This window comes from Xanthomonas fragariae (assembly GCF_900183975.1).
In the GTDB taxonomy this organism is placed as follows: domain Bacteria; phylum Pseudomonadota; class Gammaproteobacteria; order Xanthomonadales; family Xanthomonadaceae; genus Xanthomonas; species Xanthomonas fragariae.
In genome coordinates this window covers 217730-234362 of the sequence record NZ_LT853882.1, presented here as the reverse complement: position 1 = coordinate 234362, position 16633 = coordinate 217730, and the positions used below count along the sequence as shown (strand labels likewise).

The window sequence follows — 16633 nt, the reverse complement described above, 5'->3', positions numbered from 1 at the left end:
AATACCGGCGGCGTGAAAAATGTGTCTTTAGGGTCACCGAGAGGCCCATTCGACGGGTAGCGGGCGACCACCGATCTTAAGGCCGAGGATGCGGAATATATGGCGTGGCCGATAACTGACAACCGGCGAAAGCATGTTGTCGTCAGTAAGCTGGTGGTTGCCGGTGCATATTAGCTACCTGGCAGAGTCGGGCCCACCCATCGCGGATCCGGTGCTATCGATGAGTGTGAGCTGGGCGATGGCTCATCTACTAAAAGGCGCTGCGGTCATCGCTACGCGTCTGGTGCAGCTAGCGTGGAGGTCGTTGAAGGTCGCTGCACGACGCGCTACGGCACATGCAGCGGCGACGCTGGGGCAACGCGCGGTAAGGGAGCCTTAAGACGGTGACAGCATTGCAAGGCGCATACGTGCGGTGCCCAGGCCTCACGGACGCGCTCAGCGCGCTGGCGTGGTGGCGAAGTCGCCGCGTTGCAGCTTGGTCACATCGTTGCCCTGCCCGTCCTTGAGGCTGAGGTCTGCACCCTTGGCGGCCAGATCCTTGAGCACATCGGTGCGCTGGAACAGCGCCGCATACATCGCCGCGGTCTGGCCGGCATTGTTGCGCTGGTCCGGGGCGCAGTGGGCCTGCATCAGGCGCCTGGCGATGCCCGGCTCGCCCTTGAAGATCGCGCCCATCAGCGCGGTATTGCCACGCTTGTCCTGCGCGCACGGGTCGGCACCGGCGCTGAGCAGCTGTTCCACCGCCGGGCGCTGGCCGTGGTACGCAGCCAGGATCAAGGCGGTGTAGCCCTTCTCATCGCGGGTGTTGAGGTCGTAATGCGAGCGGATGAATTCGGCCAGCATGTCCTGGCGGCCTTCGCGTGCAGCGTCAAAGAAGTACTCGCGCAACTGCAGCTTGATCTGCTCGGGTGTCGCGGCCACGCTGGCGGCACTGGTGGGTACAGGCGCGGGTGAGGCAGCATCGGCAACCGCAGACAGGGTGCCAAGCATCAGGAACAACAGGGTGCGCATCGTGCTCTCCCGAAAACGAAGGAGGCACCGCGGCACAGGCCGCGATGCCGTTGGATGGATCAGTCCTGCAGGGTAGAGGCCAGCTGCTTGACGCGGGCCAGATCGCCCTTGGCAACGCGCGTCACCCCGGTGCCGTACTCAGGGTCGGCCTTGTACAGGAACGACAGCACCAGATGCTTGCTCTCGGTATCGGTGGTGGCTAGCGACTCGCCGAAGCTCTGCACCAGATCGGCGCGGTCCTTCTTGTTGTAGGACCGATACAGCTCACCGGCCTGCTTGAAGTTCTGTTCGCGAGTGATCTTGGCCTGCTGGGTGGTACCCGACAGCGGCAACGCGCGGTAGCGCGCAGCGGTGTCCTGCGGACGCGGCTCCAGGCGGCTCGGCTCGTAGTTCACGCCGCTGGTGGTGTGGCCGGTGTTGGCTTGGCCATCCTGGTTGCCGTTGTTGACGGCCACACGCGGACGGTTTACCGGCAGACTCAGGCCGTTGGTGCCGATGCGATACAGCTGGGCATCGGCATAGGAAAAAATACGGCCCTGGAGCAGCCGATCTTCCGAAGGCTCGATGCCCGGCACCAGGTTGGCCGGCGCCATCGCCACCTGCTCGGTCTCCTGGAAGAAGTTGTCGACGTTTTTGTTCAACACCATCTGGCCGACCTTCTGCTCCGGCACGTCCGGCCAGATCTTGGTGGCATCGAGCGGATCGAAATCGAACTTGGCCAGGTCTTCCGGCTTGAGCACCTGCAGGTACAAATCCCATTTGGGGTAATCGCCCTTCTTGATCGCGCCGACCAGATCGTTGGTCAGGTGGCTGTAGTCCTTGGCCTGAACCGCGGCAACCTGCTTGGGATCCAGGTTCTTGCTGCCCTGCAGCGTCTTCCAGTGGAACTTGACGTAATGCACTTCGCCTTGCGCGTTGACCAGCTTGTAGGCATGCACGCCGTTGCCATCCATGAAGCGATAACCGGCGGGGGTGCCTTCGTTGGAATAGAGCAGGGTCAGCGTGCGGGTGGACTCGGGCACGTGCGAGAAGAAATCGAAGCGACGCGCATCGTCATCCAGGTTGGTGCGCGGGTCCGGCTTGAACGCGTGGACCATGTCGGGAAACTTGATCGCATCGCGGATGAAGAAGGTCGGGAAGTTGTTGCCGACCAGATCCCAGTTGCCTTCGCTGGTATAGAACTTGGTGGCGAAACCGTGCGGGTCGCGCAGCGTTTCCGGCGAGTGGTTGCCATGCACAACCGAGGAAAAGCGCACGAACACCGGAATCTTTTCGCCGGAGCTGAACACCTTGGCCTTGGTCAGGTTGGACAGATCGGCAGTGGCGGTGAATTCGCCCTTGACGCCGGTCCCGCGCGCATGCACCACGCGCTCGGGAATACGCTCGCGATCGAAGCGCTGCAGTTTCTGGATCAGCTGCACGTCCTGCAGCAGGGTCGGGCCGGTGGCACCGGCGGTCTGGGAATTCTGGTTGTCACCGACCTTTGCGCCATTGTCGCGGGTCAGAACCGATTGGGCGAAGACCGGCAGGGCGATCAACGCCGGTGCTAGCAGGACTAGCACCGTGAGGAATCCAGGGCGCATGGCGTCAGCTCGTTTGAGGAAGCTCAAATCATGGCTAGCTGGCCGAAGTGTGAGAAGTCGTTAGTTGTGATCGCTGCGATAGGCCAACATGATGACGACGGCGTAACGTGACATGTATCGCCAAGTCCACAAGCAATGGGTTGTAGACCGTTGCCATATCGATCGAATGCACGCGTTGCCGGCGTCCGCTTTGCATGACAAACGTGCCGACAGCTCTGAGCCAATGCTGCGCTGCAAGGTTGGAAGTGGCGTGTTGTAGCTTTGAAGATCTGCTTGATATTCGGTGAGCTTGGAGAAATAAAGGAGGTGCTGGCCAGGACGCGCATCGTCTTCTGCATGCAGCTGCAGTGATCGATGGCATCGGCGATGTTGCGCTCTGCACACGCGTGAGTGAGCGATGCTGCGCGTCGATCCACGCGGCGTGGTTGCTACACGATCCAATGATCGCTTGCAGCTTGTTGCACGACTGCATCGGCGCAACACATGCGCCGATTGCAGTCATGTGGCAATCAACGCCCGATCACCCGCTTAAACGGCGGCAACGCGTCGATGATGCGTTTGCCGTAGCGACGGGTGAGCAGGCGCGAGTCGAGAATGATCACCCGACCGTGGTCGTTGGAACTTCGGATCAAGCGGCCGGCAAACTGCGTCAACGTGCGCAGCGCATGCGGGATGGCGATCAGGTTGAAGGCGTTATGGCCGCGACTTTCCAGCCATTCGCTCAAGGTGGAGGTCTGCGGATCGGTCGGCACCGCAAACGGCACCTGGGTGATGACCACGGTGGTGCAGGCATCGCCGGGCAGATCCAGACCTTCGCCGAACGAGTTGAGGCCGAACAGCACCGAGCCCTCGCCTGCCGCAATACGGCGCAGATGCTCGGTGATCAATTGCGACTTGTTGCCCTCGCCCTGCACCAGCACGCGGTTGCGCTGCGCAAGCGGCATCAGGTCGGCAACCTTTTCCATCTTCCAGCGCGAGGTGAACAGCACAATGCTGCCTTTGGAAGTCCAATCCAGTTCGCTCACCAGATAACGCGCGACTTCTTTTGGATGGCCTTCGCGATCGTCTGGCGTGACCGGGAAATCGGGCACGATTAATTCGGCCTGATTGGGCAGATCGAACGGCGAGGCCAACGAGGCCATCTCGGCGTGATCGGGCAAGCCGTTGTTGATGGCGAAGGATTGGAAGTCGCCACCGCCGGTCAGGGTGGCCGAGGTCATCACCACCGAATCCACTTCGTTCCAGATCATCGTGCGCAGCACTTGCGCGGCCGATACCGGCGAGCAATGACATATCAGATCACCATCGCGCGAGAGCGTGATCCAACGCGCCATCGGCGGCTGGCCTTGCTTGTCTTCGCGCCGCCAGCCGCTCCACAGATTGTGTTGCTGCTCGGCCATTTCCAACGCCAGGCCAAGGCTACGTTGCAAGCGTTCGCGTGCGGAATCGTCCTGCTTGCCCTTGGCGATCGCACTGTGTGCGGCATGCACCCAGTTGAACAGCGCGCGGGTTTCTTCGCCGAGCTCCTCGATCACCGGACCCCACTGCGGCGGCAGCTTGCCGTTGGCCGCACGCCATAACGGATCGCGCTCGCCGAGCTCGGGCTTCCACAGGCGCTCGACTTCGGCATGGAACGCCTTGAGCAACTTGGAAAGGCGTGCGGCCACCTCGATCGCTTCGTTGGGTAGCAGGTTGCCAATCTTGTCCTTGTCGACCGCGCGGTACGCGGCAGCGATGAGGATCTGCAAGCGACCGGTGCGCTTGGCCATTTCGTCCAGCGACAGATTCGCTGCGCCCTGGTCGATCGCCACACCGGCGATGTGGTGCCCTTCATCGAGCACCAGCAGCATGTCAGCCGGCGGGGCGATCAAGGGCTGACCGTTTTCGGCATCGCCCAGCGACAGCGAGGACAGCAACAGTGCGTGATTGGTGACCACGATCTGCGCTTCGCGCACCTCGGTGCGCGCCTTGAGCACCGGGCACTGCGCGGCATAGCTGCAACGGCGCCCCGCACAACCAGAGGCAGGGGTGGTGATGCGCAGGCGCAGCGGCACCGAAATCTGTTCGGGCGCGTCGTCCAGATCGCCGTTCCAGCTGCGTTCGGCGTAGGCATTGGCCAGGCGCTTGGCCAGATCGGCGTCGGCCGGGCTAAGCGGGCGGTCGTAGAGCACCTGTTCGTCGTCGAACATGCCTTCCTGGCTAGTCTCGCCCTGCAGCTCGGCAGCGTTGCGGGTGCACAGGTAACGGGTGCGGCCCTTGGCAAGTGCCACGGTTGCTTCCAGGCCGGTCGCTTTCAGGAAGGCCGGAATATCGCGCTCCACCAGCTGCGACTGCAGCGCCACGGTGCCGGTGCTGATCACCAGCTTCTTTTTGGTGGCCAAAGCGATCGGCACGCCGGCGGTGAGATAGCCCAGACTCTTGCCCACCCCGGTGGGGGCCTCGGCGATGCCAATGCCGCCGGAGGTGGCCAGCGCGCGCGAGACCAGGCCGATCATCTGGCTCTGTGCACGCCGCGTGGCAAAGCCGGGCGTGTTGGCCTGCAGCTTGGCGTAAGCCTCGCGGATGCCGGCCTTGACCGGCTCGGTCAGGCTGCGCTGGGTAGGGGCGGGAGGGACTGGCGCCGACGGCGCGGCCGGTGGGGCGACTTCACTCATCCGGCTATTTTCGCACGGACCGGCGCGGCGCCTGCGACCGGCATGCCGGACAACTGAACGGGTTGCCTGGGCGAGGCGTGGCTTGGAGGCGGGATTTGCGATGCGGTCGCGCGGGGCGCAATCAGTAACAACGCGCGGGCACGCATGATGTGGGCACCGATGGCGTAGTGGAAAGCCATTGCAGCGTAATAAGTGCCGCACCAAATAGCGCCTGCGGCCACCTGACGGTCAAGGCCGGCCCCGAGGCCACGATCGGGATCATGCGCAAGTGTCCCTGGCGGGCGGCAGCCGTTGCAGACTGCGCGCCAGTGTCCACACCAGCACACCGATGCCAACGCCTTGCACGGCGGTCAGCGCAAAGCGGCCGACGCCCATCACCACGCTGATCTGGCGCACATTGCCCTGTTGCAGCAGCAACATCGGAATCGCCTGGAGGGCCGCTTCGGCCAACAGGCAGCCAAGCAGCAGCCACAGCGCGGCCAGCCCGGCGCGTCGCAGCGGCCCGTGCGGAGCGCGCCACAGCAGCACCAGCCCGAGCAGCAACGCGATCAGCAGCGGCACCCGCGACAGCAGGCTGGTGACCAGAGTCAGCAGGATGTCTGTGGTCGTCACGCTGCCCGACTCAATCGGCACTGATCAGTACGGCCTCGCGCGCGCGCAGCGCGGCATAAACCGGGTCGGTATCCGGGCGCACGCCGTGCCACAGCGAAAAGCTGACGGCTGCCTGCTCCACCAGCATGCCGAGGCCATCGATGGCGTAACGGCATTGCGCCGCACGTGCCCAGGCCAGAAAAGCAATGGCGGTGGCCCCGTAGTTGAGATCGACCGCAGCGGTGAGGCTGTTGACCAGACCCAGCGGCAGCGCGAAGGCACCGGCATCGCGGTCGCGACCGGCGGCAGTGGCATTGACGATCAACTCGAAGTCGCCCAGATCGCGCAGATCTTCGATGTAACGCGACACCACCCGCCCCGGTTCGCCTAGCGCATCGCACAACGCATCGGCACGCTCAGGCGAACGGTTCACCGCCACCATTTCGGTGATGCCCGCTTCCAGCAACGCTGGTGCCACGCCACGCGCGGCGCCACCGGCGCCCAGCAGCAGCACACGGCGCCCGCGTAGGTCCAGGCCGTGGCGATCGGTGAGATCGCGCACCAGGCCAACGCCATCGGTGTTGTCGCCCTGCCACTGGCCGTCATTGCGCACCAGCGTGTTGACCGCGCCGGCCAGACGCGCGCGATCGCTCACGCTGTTCGACAACGCACAGGCGGCTTCTTTCAGCGGCAAGGTCACGTTGGCGCCCTTGCCGCCTTCGTCGGCGAAGCGTTGCAGCGCGGCGCTGAATTCCTCTGGCGGCGCATCGATGGCGGTGTAATCCAGCGCAATGCCGGTCTGTTTCCCGAAGTCGGCGTGGATGGCTGGCGACAGCGAATGAGCGACGGGGTGACCGAACACGGCATAACGGGAAACGGGCATGAAACGCTCTCTGGTTGAATAGACTGTGCGGGACTTGAGGCAGGACACCGCATGCAACTTCGATGGACGCTGCTCGCGCTGGCGGCAAGTTTACTCTGCGTTCCGTCTGCTTCGGGATTTGCCGAGTTCGGCAGCGAAGGCATGGGCGTGTTCTCCACGCCGGCCAATGAGGCGCGCGCCACGCTGCGCCCGGAACTGTTGCTGAGAAAACCAAGCTTGGGCCGGACCGACAAGACATGAGGAAACGTTTGAGATCAGGCATCGCGGCACGCTGAAAGTGCAGCGTCCAAGACGTGCCGATGCCGGACTTGAAGATGCGCGACAGCAGACGAAAACTGCGGCGCGGTCGCCGATGACCGCGCTCAATACACATCGCGCCGATAACGGCCTGCTGCGGTCAACGCCTCCAATCGTGCACCGCCCAGGAGTTCGCGCAACGTGGCATCGACCTCGCGGGCCATGCTGTTCAGACTGCCGCACACGTAGATCACCGCGCCGCGATCGATCCAGTGCCGCGGCGCATCGCCGGCATCGCGCAGCTGGTGCTGCACATAACGCTTGTGTGCCTGATCGCGCGAGAACACCCAATCCAGCTGCTGCAGATGGCCGCTCGCCTGCCACGCCTGCAGCTCATCGGCAAACAGCGCATCGTGCGCCGCGTGACGTTCGCCGAACAGCAGCCAGTGCCCGTGTGCGCCGGCCAGTTCGGCATCGCGCAGCAGGCCGCGCAAGCCTGCGATGCCGGTGCCGTTGCCGATCAAGAGCATCGGCGCCGATGCAACGCGATGAAAGCCGGGATTGCGGCGCAACCGCGCGCGCACCGGTGCACCGGTGGGTGCATGGCAAATCAGCCAACCCGAGCCCAGACCGGGGTTGCCATCGGCGCGCGTCGTCAGGCGCACCACCGCCATCGCCGTGCCGTCGGCCGGTACGCTGGCGAGCGAATAGTCGCGCGTTGGCAGCCAGGCGCAAGCATCCAGCCACGCCTGTGGATCGGGCTGCGGCGTTGGCGGGCGTGTCGGCGGCTCCGGCAGCACGCGCTCGGCGGCAGCCTGCTGCAGCGGCAGCAACTGCGCATTGACATGCACCAATGCATCCGGCGGCAGCCCCCAGCCGACCAGGCACGCACGTACGTGCGCATACGCATGGGCAGGCTGCACTTCGAGAATATCGCCGGCCTGCCACTGCGCGCCGGCCGGCGGCTGCAGGTCGATCCGCCAGATCGGTGCACCTTCGCTGCCAGGGTTGAGATGCGTGCGCGACGACAGTGTCCATTCGGTCAGGATCGGCCGCGTCAACGGCACTGCCGTCACCGGCGCACCGGCGATCTGCTCCAATTGCGCATGCCATTGCGCCAGCGCCTGCGGGTCGGTGTTGTCCATCTCCACTGCGGGAAACAACGGCCGCGCACCCTGCGCGTTCAACCACTGCTCGATGCGCCGCGAAAACCCGCAGAACTGCGCGTATTGACGGTCGCCCAAGGCCAGCACCGCATAAGCCAACTGCGGCAATGCCAAGCGCTGACGCAACACCGCACGTTCGAACCCGCGTGCTGCATCCGGCGGTTCGCCATCGCCGAAGGTGCTGACCACAAACAGCGCATGCCGGGTGCCCTGCAGGTCCTGCGCCTGAAGTTGCGCCAGCGAGCGCACCTGCACCGGCAGGCCAGCCGCCTGCAGATGCCCGGCCGCCTGCCAAGCGAGCCGTTCGGCAAATCCGCTCTGGCTGGCGAACCCGACCAACCACGGCTCGGCCTGCGAGGCCGGCGGCGTGCTTTGCAGTACTTCGCGTGCGGCACGCAATGCGCACTTTTTGCGGCGGCGATCCAGGTACAGCATCCAGCCGGTGACGAAGAACACCGACATGCCGGCACTGGCCAGCATCACCAAGATGCGCCCCGGCAGGCCGAAGAAACTGCCCGAATGCAGCGAAAACATGCTGACCAGCAATTGCTGTCCGCGGGGCAGCAGCGCGTAGTCCTGACGACGTAGCAACGCACCGCTGCCTGGCTCGATTTCCACAGTGTCGTAGGCCCGATCGTGATCGGGATCATTCGGCAAAAACCGCACACTCAGCGGTTGCCCGGCTCGGGTCGGAAGACGCACATCCAGTGCTGTGCTGCGAGTGCCCGCAATACCATCCAGGATGCGCTGCACGCGTGCGAAATCCACCGTGACCGCGCGATGATCGCGCCCGTCGCCGCGCATCGCCGGCTCCTTACCGAGCAAGGCCATCATGCCGTCGCGGTACCAGGTGTAGGACCAGGTAAGCCCGGTCAGCGCGACCAGCAAATACACCAACAGACACCAAGTACCGAGCACCGCGTGCAAGCTCCACAGAAAACTGCGCCCTTGCCGTCGCCATTCCACCGCCCACCACGTACGCAGACGCCACCAACGTCGCGGCCAACGCAGATACAGACCAGACGCGCACAAAAACAACAGGATCAACGTGCTCGCGCCGGTCACCGCCTGACCGCGCTTGCCGGCGGTCAGATGGCGATGCAGATCTTCGATAAAAGCAAACGCGTCGCTCAGCCGCGGTGCCGCGACCTTTTCACCCGTATAGGGATCGAAGTATACGCGACCGCCGCCCTTGCCGGCCAAACGTGCGGTGGACGGACGTGCGCCGGTGGGATCGATCAACATGCGCGTGATCGCCTGCTGCCGCCCCAGATCGAGTCGCTGCACCAGCACATCCACCGGCAATGCCCGCTCGCCTGCTGCCTGCCGATCGGCCAACTGCGCGATGGCCGGATTGGCCAACCGCAAGATCTCGTTTTCGAAAGACATCAACGCGCCAGTCAGCCCCATCACCGATAGCACCAGACTGGCGGTGATGCCGAGCAACCAGTGCAGTTGGAATAGCACCGTCTTGAGCACGGGCGAGCAGCCTGAAACTATGGGCTTGCTAGTGTAGATGAGAATCGTTATCGGAGCTTGGTGGCCAAGTCATCGCGATGGCGTCATCGGCCGAGTCAGATGGGCAGATCAAGAAGCCTTAAGCGCGCGAACCGACGCCGGCCAAAGCCTGCGGTGAGGATCACAGCAGGACCGGCATTGCTTCACTTCACCGCACAGACGCGAGTAGTGGGGGTCGGCGTACTTGGGAGACACGAGACCAACGCCTCCCACTCATCAACCACATCGACGCGCTCAGCCCTCGCGCATCCAACGCGCCACTTGCGGTGCAAAGTAGGTGAGCACGCCATCGGCACCAGCGCGCTTGAAGGCCATCAGCGCTTCCAGCACGCACATGCGCTCGTCCAGCCAGCCATTGGCGGCCGCCGCCTTGAGCATCGCGTACTCGCCGCTGACCTGATATGCAAACGTCGGCACGCGGAATTCTTCTTTCACCCGACGCACCACGTCCAGATACGGCATGCCCGGCTTGACCATCACCATGTCCGCGCCCTCTTCCAGGTCCAGCGCAATCTCGCGCATCGCCTCGTCGCTGTTGGCCGGGTCCATCTGATAAGTGGTCTTGTCGGCCTTGCCGAGGTTGCCGGCGCTGCCCACCGCATCGCGGAACGGGCCGTAGAACGCCGACGCGTACTTGGCCGAATACGCCATGATGCGCACATCGAGATGATCGTCGGCATCCAGCGCGCGGCGGATCGCACCGATGCGGCCATCCATCATGTCCGAAGGCGAAATGATGTCCACGCCAGCCTGCGCATGCGACAGCGACTGCTTGACCAGCGCCTCGACGGTGATCTCGTTGAGCACATAGCCTTTGTCGTCGATGATGCCGTCCTGGCCGTGGGTGGTATATGGATCCAGCGCCACGTCGGTCATCACACCAAGCTCGGGGAAGCGCGCCTTGAGCGCACGCACCGCACGCTGCGCCAGGCCGTCCGGATTCCAGGCTTCGCTCGCATCCAGACTCTTGCCGGACGGGTCGATCACCGGGAACAGGTCGATCACCGGGATGCCTAGTTCCAACGCCGCTTCGGCCTCGCGCAACAGCTCATCCAGCGACAAGCGCGCGACGCCCGGCATCGACGCGATCGGTGCGCGGCCAGACAACTCATGCACGAACACCGGCCAAATCAAGTCATCGGTGGTCAGCGTGTTTTCGCGCATCAACCGACGCGAAAACGCATCGTGGCGCATGCGGCGGGGGCGATAGTGAGGATGGGCCATCATGGGCTCCTGTCAGCAGCCCACAAGTCTACGCCCGCCACCTTGGCGCAGGACGCGCTGCGCCGCTTGCCTTGGCGGCCACCACCCAGCACCCGCCCCGCACCGCTGACCACCAACGCATCTCATCCCAACGTGCATAACACGCTCTAGATCACGCCACCGCCCAGGCTCAGACGGATCACCCCGACCACGATCACCAGGCCGTTGAGCAGCAAGCCGGTCTTGGCGCGGCCGCGGTTGCCGGCCGAGGTGAGCAGCACCGCGATCGCGGCGATTACTGCGCCCACCGCCGCAAACGGAATCAGGAACCAGTTGCCCCAGCCCAGGAACGGGATGAAGGCCAGCATCATCCACGCCAGCGCCACGATGCCCCATAGCAGGCTGATCAATCCCACGTGCCACCTCGCCTTTCCAAGAATTCAGACCAGAGCTTAAGCGTTGCGCCAGCCAAGATGCCGTGGGCGGGCGGTCATCATGACCGATGGCGGCTTGGCGGCAGCCTCACGTGGGCATGGCTAGGGTGCTGCAACCTCCGGCGCGATTCAGTCCAGGCGCCGAATCATCGCTGTCACTGTCGTTACACAGGTGCCACATCATGAACAAGCACGTCGTCATCGCAGCTGCACTGACCATGCTGCTGGCCAGCTGCGCCAGCAGTTCCAAGGTGATGCTGGGTCGGGCGCGTGCGCCGATCGACCCGGCCCAGGTCCAGGTATATTCCAACGCCCCGGTGGGCTCGGTGGAAATCGCCCAGCTCGAATCCACCAGCGCGGCCGGCTTTGGCACTCAAGGTCAGACCGACGCGGCCGTACAACGGCTCAAGCGCGAAGCCGCCAAACTCGGCGCCAACGGCGTGGTCATCGTCGGCGTCGGCTCGGAACGCTCCGGCGGCGGCCTGTCGGTCGGAGGTGGCAGCTACGGTGGCCACGTTGGCGGCGGGTTGGGAATCGGCATCCCGACGACTCAAAAGCACGCAGCGGGTCTGGCGATCTGGGTGCCGGCACAGGCACAGGCGCCGCAGTCCACACAGCCGTTACCGCCGCAGGAACGCTGAGCGTCACTGGGCGGCGTGCGCCCAGCCGCTTCCGCTGCCGCAGTGACCTACGCACCGACAATCGTCAGACTTAAGAGTGGCTAATTAGTCGTCCCTGAAAAATCCCCTTCAAGCGCCAAGTGCCGTCGGTGACAGCGGCACGGTGCTCAAGGATGACCATCTCATCGCCCGCATCCAGGCACGCAAAAACGCGATCCAGCGCAGCAGCCAGCGCAGGTTGTAGCCGGCGGCGCAGCCGAGCACGTGCAGCGCATCGCCTTGGGCACCTTTTAGCCTGCAGCGACGCAACCTGCAGTCGTCTTTCAGATGTCCGATCACCGGCTCCACCGCCTGCCGTCGCTTGATCCAGCGCCATTGCCGTCGCGTCAGCGTCTTGGCCTTGCCGCGATGCAGGGACCTGCACGCCATCGACCTCGCGCCCGCGATCGCCCAGGTCCACGATCGCCACCGTCGGTTCTACGCTCACATCCTGCAGCAACCCGCGTGTCTGCTCCAGCTGCTCGGCCAAGGTATCGCCGTCGTACGGGTTGCCCGGGAAGCTGCGCGCACCCACGACCAATCCCTTGCAGGCGGTGACTGCAATGCCGACCTTGACGCCAAATTCGTACGCTTGACGCGCCTTGCCCTTGCCGATGCATTCCACTTCCGGGGCATGCAATGCGTACAGTTTTTGTTTGTCCTTCGGACGCTGCGTGTACAGCCGTTGCGCACGTTCCAGCCAGACAGCGATGCGCTCGCGCACGCCGGTGTTTACCTGATCGAGTTTGCGTTGGATGTCGCGCACGAGCCGTCCCAGCACTGTGCGTTGACGTCGCAGCACGCGCTGCATGCGCTTGAACTGGCGCGCATGCGCATACCGACCTGCCTTGCGGCTCAGGGCCGGGCCTTGCCGCGCGTAGCTCTGCCGCAATCCGATGCCGTGCCGCTTGGCCAGTAACACCAGCTTCTTGCGTGCCACCTCCAGCAAACGGCTGTCGGTCGGATAGGCGATCGCCTTTTCCTGCACCGTGGTGTCCACGATCACCTGCGACAACTCGCGTGCGTCCACCGCCTGCATCGCATGCGCGGCGTTGATGGTGTGCGCCAGCAGCTCTTCCATCCCGGCCTCACCCAGGCGCTGCCGCCAGCGCGTCAGCGAGCTGGCATCGCTCGGCAAGCGCGTCTGGAACACGACCTCACCGGTGAAGAACTGCCAGTACGGATTCTCCAGCCAACGCTCGCACACCGCTTCATCGGACAGGTCGTAGGCGTGTTTGAGGTAGAGCAAACCGGCAATCAGCCGCACCGGCAATGCCGGCCGACCGCCACCGGCCTGGGTGGCCGGCAAGCGCGATGAAAGTGCTTGCTCCAACGCCGTCCACGGCATCCGTTGGCTCAGCCGCGCCAGCGGATGACGCAGATCGATCTGGTTCTCCAGCCGCGATCGAAACAACTCATCGGCAGGCATGTCTTCGGCAGCAGGACGGCGTGTACGCATGGGCGGAAATTGCAAGAAACCAGCCTTCAGCGTAGCGAACACTGGTAGTTTTGGCACGCCGGTGCAGACATCAAGGCCTTGCGGTCGTTGGGTGGTTGGGGTGTTTCAGTGGCGACTAATAAAACGTAGCGAGCAATCGCCACGAGCAATCGCCAGGTGAGTGCGGACGGCGCGGAGGAACCGCAGTGCACGCGTGGTACATGCCGATTCCGAGCACCGGCCGCGCCCGCTTGGCGGTGAGCGCAGCCGTTTTGTCAGCCACTCTAAAAGCGGCTGCCCACAGGCAACACCAGTCCCACTCCGGCATCCAGCTGCTGCGTCCACTAGCAGGGCGCAGCGGCCCAAGCCAGGCGACCGCAGTTAGGGCACCCTTAGTAAGCGATTGCCCGGATTATAGTATTCTCTGATCGGCGTATATTTCGGACATCAGGTTTGTGCCTGGACCCACAAAACTCATCACAGGTCGTTAGCCTGAGCGCACGGTGTAAACCGTCATTGACAGAAGGAATCGTTATGAAACGCTGGATATGGACATTGGTCGCCGCTGTTGGGCTACAGACCACCGCCACCGCCTCGACGCCGCACACGACGCTGGTCTGTCGCATGGACGATCCGTTCCTGTTTTGCTCGAAAGGCTGCGACACGTCAGATTACAACTGGAAACCGGTAGACCCGATCTCGGGCACCTGGGAAGCAGTTTCGCCGTACTGCCCCTTTCCTACCCCCACGTCGACCAACTACTGCGCGGGATGGACGATGAAAGCCATCACCGCGCTCTCACAATACGAGACCATCTGCCCAGGGGCAGTGAAAGAAGGGAAGTGGAAAGGCACAAGACAGCCCGAACTGGTTCCCTTCAAACACTGAGTCGTCCCGATCAACAGGGCGTGCACATGGGGTTCATCCTCGGCCATACGCTACCGGCACCATTTCGGCTACGGCATACAGTGCCCAGCCTTCGAGGTTGAACGAGTTGAACGCGAACATGCTGCGTGCCACAGCCGCGGGGTACCGCGTCACCCGCAGCAAGGTGCGAATGCCGGCGTCGTGCTCGAAGCCTTCGATCTGGCTGTCGAAGGTGTGCCAAGCCGTTGATACCGGTGCCCGGCCTGCGCAGCCGGATTTGCTCCCGCAGTTGCAGGTATTGGCGCAACGGGTCGGAGGCGCACGGCACGGTTTCGGCGGCCATTTGGATCAGAGCAGCGTCTGTCCAGGCCCGCCATCGCGTGTGTTTGCTGTGGCGACGCCGCCGAAGACCAGGTGGGTGCCGTCGCTGCGGGTCAGGGTCAGCCTAGACATGGCCTGCGCGTTGTCTAGCACCACCGCGAAGCGGCCGCACAGCAACTCGCTCGCCGCGCGCTCCTGCGCCATCCGTCGTGACTGCGCGCACAGGCGCGTGCTCGGCACCACTCGGCTGATCTGCAACTGCGTCTCGGTGACACTGTAATTGGTCGCCCCTGAAAAACCCCAACCACCCAACGACCGCAAGGCCTTGATGTCTGCACCGGCGTGCCAAAACTACCGGTGTTCGCTACGCTGAAGGCTGGTTTCTTGCAATTTTCAGTCATGCGTACACGCCGTCCTGCTGCCGAGACAGACCCGCCGACGAGTTGTTTCGTTCGCGGCTGGAGAACCAGATCGATCTGCGTCATCCGCTGGCGCGGCTGAGCCAACAGATGCCGTGGGCGGCGTTGGAGCAAGCACTTTCATCGCGCTTGCCGGCCACCCAGGCCGGTGGCGGTCGGCCGGCATTGCCGGTGCGGCTGATTGCCGGACCGGCGAGGTCGTGTTCCAGACGCGTTTGCCGTGCGATGCCAGCTCGCTGACGCGCTGACGGCAGCGCCTGGGTGAGGCCGGGATGGAAGAGCTGCTGGCGCACACCATCAACGCCGCGCATGCGATGCAGGCGGTGGACGCACGCGAGTTGTCGCAGGTGATCGTGGACACCACGGTGCAGGAAAAGGCGATCGCCTATCCGACCGACAGCCGTTTGCTTGAAGTGGCCCGCAAGAAGCTGGTGTTACTGGCCAAGCGGCACGGCATCGGATTGCGGCAGAGCTACGCGCGGCAAGGCCCGGCCCTGAGCCGCAAGGCAGGTCGGTATGCGCATGCGCGCCAGTTCAAGCGGATGCGGCGCGTGCTGCGACGTCAACGCACAGTGCTGGGACGGCTCATGCGCGACATCCAACGCAAACTCGATCAGGTAAACATCGGCGTGCGCGAGCGCATCGCTGTCTGGCTGGAACGTGCGCAACGGCTGTACACGCAGCGTCCGAAGGACAAACAAAAACTGTACGCATTGCATGCCCCGGAAGTGGAATGCATCGGCAAGGGCAAGGCGCGTCAAGCGTACGAATTCGGCGTCAAGGTCGGCATTGCAGTCACCGCCTGCAAGGGATTTTGGTCGTGGGTGCGCGCAGCTTCCCGGGCAACCCGTACGACGGCGATACCTTGGCCGAGCAGCTGGAGCAGACACGCGGGTTGCTGCAGGATGTGAGCGTAGAACCGACGGTGGCGATCGTGGACCTGGGCGATCGCGGGCGCGAAGTCGATGGCGTGCAGGTCCTGCATCGCGGCAAGGCCAAGACGCTGACGCGACGGCAATGGCGCTGGATCAAGCGACGGCAGGCGGTGGAGCCGGTGATCGGACATCTGAAAGACGACTGCCGGTTGCGTCGCTGCAGGCTGAAAGGTGCCCAAGGCGATGCGCTGCACGTGCTCGGCTGCGCGGCCGGCTACAACCTGCGCTGGCTGCTGCGCTGGATCGCGTTTTTACGTGCCTGGATGCGGGCGATGGGATGGTCATCCTTGAGCACCGTGCCGCTGTCACCGACGGCACTTGGCGCTTGAAGGGGATTTTTCAGAGACGACTAATTGGCGCCCAGCGCATTGCAGGTCTGGCTGACCTGTATACGTAGATCGCTGAAATCCAGCTGCAAGGGCGGTGTGCCATCGACGAACAGGCTGCGCAAGGCAGTCCCATGCGCATCGCTGGCCTGCTGCAACTGCCAGTGCTGCGCCTGCAAGGCAGCCCGCAGCGGGGCGTTGTCGGCGGCAGGCGCGCGCACCGAGGCCGACTCGGCGGCGGGGGAGCCGGGCACTGCGCTCGACCCGCAGGCCGTCACGCCCGCCGCCAGCAGTGCAGGGGCGAAGAACACGGCACGCATGGGTGGCTCCCGGTGATTGATGCGTCAGTGATACCGCCACCATGCGCCCAGGGCAATGACGGGCGTCA

10 protein-coding genes, 1 other RNA gene and 5 pseudogenes are annotated in these 16633 nt (G+C 64.1%); 4 read left to right on the top strand and 12 right to left on the bottom strand.

What is annotated here, in order from left to right:
- Positions 1-435: 435 nt before the first annotated feature.
- From PD885_RS01000 to aroE, 5 genes are all read right to left on the bottom strand, one after another.
- Positions 436-1011, bottom strand: coding sequence for an ankyrin repeat domain-containing protein (locus PD885_RS01000; RefSeq protein WP_002808462.1), 576 nt, complete (start codon positions 1009-1011; stop codon positions 436-438).
- A 59-nt stretch (positions 1012-1070) separates the two neighbouring features.
- The gene (gene katB, locus PD885_RS00995; RefSeq protein ID WP_002808463.1) at positions 1071-2594 is read right to left on the bottom strand and encodes a catalase KatB; all 1524 of its coding nucleotides are present in this window, start codon (positions 2592-2594) and stop codon (positions 1071-1073) included.
- A gap of 509 nt (positions 2595-3103) precedes the next feature.
- The gene (gene dinG, locus PD885_RS00990) at positions 3104-5248 is read right to left on the bottom strand and encodes an ATP-dependent DNA helicase DinG (RefSeq protein ID WP_002808464.1); all 2145 of its coding nucleotides are present in this window, start codon (positions 5246-5248) and stop codon (positions 3104-3106) included.
- Positions 5249-5506: 258 nt separating this feature from the next.
- Positions 5507-5881: a hypothetical protein gene (locus PD885_RS00985; protein ID WP_040762635.1), complete on the bottom strand. Its 375-nt coding sequence runs from the start codon at positions 5879-5881 to the stop codon at positions 5507-5509.
- Positions 5871-6722, bottom strand: a complete 852-nt coding sequence (gene aroE / locus PD885_RS00980; RefSeq protein ID WP_002808466.1) for a shikimate dehydrogenase — start codon at positions 6720-6722, stop codon at positions 5871-5873. Before aroE ends, PD885_RS00985 begins: the two co-directional genes overlap by 11 nt.
- A 51-nt stretch (positions 6723-6773) precedes the next feature.
- Between aroE and PD885_RS00975 the strand changes: the two are divergent.
- Positions 6774-6917, top strand: a pseudogene (locus PD885_RS00975) (TolB-like protein); the annotation flags it as partial.
- A gap of 167 nt (positions 6918-7084) precedes the next feature.
- On the opposite strand, the gene PD885_RS00970 reads toward PD885_RS00975, so the two are convergent.
- The 3 genes from PD885_RS00970 to PD885_RS00960 form a co-directional block, all read right to left on the bottom strand.
- The gene (locus tag PD885_RS00970) at positions 7085-9604 is read right to left on the bottom strand and encodes a PepSY domain-containing protein (RefSeq protein ID WP_002808468.1); all 2520 of its coding nucleotides are present in this window, start codon (positions 9602-9604) and stop codon (positions 7085-7087) included.
- Positions 9605-9877: 273 nt separating this feature from the next.
- A complete protein-coding gene (hemB, locus tag PD885_RS00965) occupies positions 9878-10867 on the bottom strand; it encodes a porphobilinogen synthase (protein ID WP_002808469.1) in 990 nt (329 codons plus the stop codon).
- A gap of 146 nt (positions 10868-11013) precedes the next feature.
- Entirely contained in the window at positions 11014-11256 is a 243-nt protein-coding gene (locus PD885_RS00960) for a hypothetical protein (RefSeq protein WP_172402139.1), read from the bottom strand.
- Positions 11257-11462: 206 nt separating this feature from the next.
- Between PD885_RS00960 and PD885_RS00955 the strand changes: the two genes are divergently transcribed.
- The gene (locus PD885_RS00955; protein ID WP_002808472.1) at positions 11463-11921 is read left to right on the top strand and encodes a hypothetical protein; all 459 of its coding nucleotides are present in this window, start codon (positions 11463-11465) and stop codon (positions 11919-11921) included.
- 108 nt (positions 11922-12029) lie between these two features.
- Here the strand turns inward: PD885_RS00955 and PD885_RS00950 are convergent.
- Positions 12030-13398 (bottom strand): annotated as a pseudogene (locus tag PD885_RS00950) (IS5 family transposase).
- Positions 13399-13525: 127 nt separating this feature from the next.
- Positions 13526-13600, bottom strand: a non-coding RNA gene (locus tag PD885_RS00945) — sX9 sRNA.
- 311 nt (positions 13601-13911) lie between these two features.
- On the opposite strand from PD885_RS00945, the gene PD885_RS00940 reads away from it, so the two are divergent.
- Positions 13912-14265: a hypothetical protein gene (locus PD885_RS00940; RefSeq protein ID WP_002808474.1), complete on the top strand. Its 354-nt coding sequence runs from the start codon at positions 13912-13914 to the stop codon at positions 14263-14265.
- 135 nt (positions 14266-14400) lie between these two features.
- On the opposite strand, the pseudogene PD885_RS00935 reads toward PD885_RS00940, so the two are convergent.
- A pseudogene (locus tag PD885_RS00935) lies at positions 14401-14847 on the bottom strand (DUF4377 domain-containing protein); the annotation flags it as partial.
- A 117-nt stretch (positions 14848-14964) separates the two neighbouring features.
- Between PD885_RS00935 and PD885_RS00930 the strand changes: the two are divergent.
- A pseudogene (locus PD885_RS00930) lies at positions 14965-16248 on the top strand (IS5 family transposase).
- 23 nt (positions 16249-16271) lie between these two features.
- Here the strand turns inward: PD885_RS00930 and PD885_RS00925 are convergent.
- Positions 16272-16565 (bottom strand): annotated as a pseudogene (locus PD885_RS00925) (META domain-containing protein); the annotation flags it as partial.
- Positions 16566-16633 lie beyond the last annotated feature (68 nt).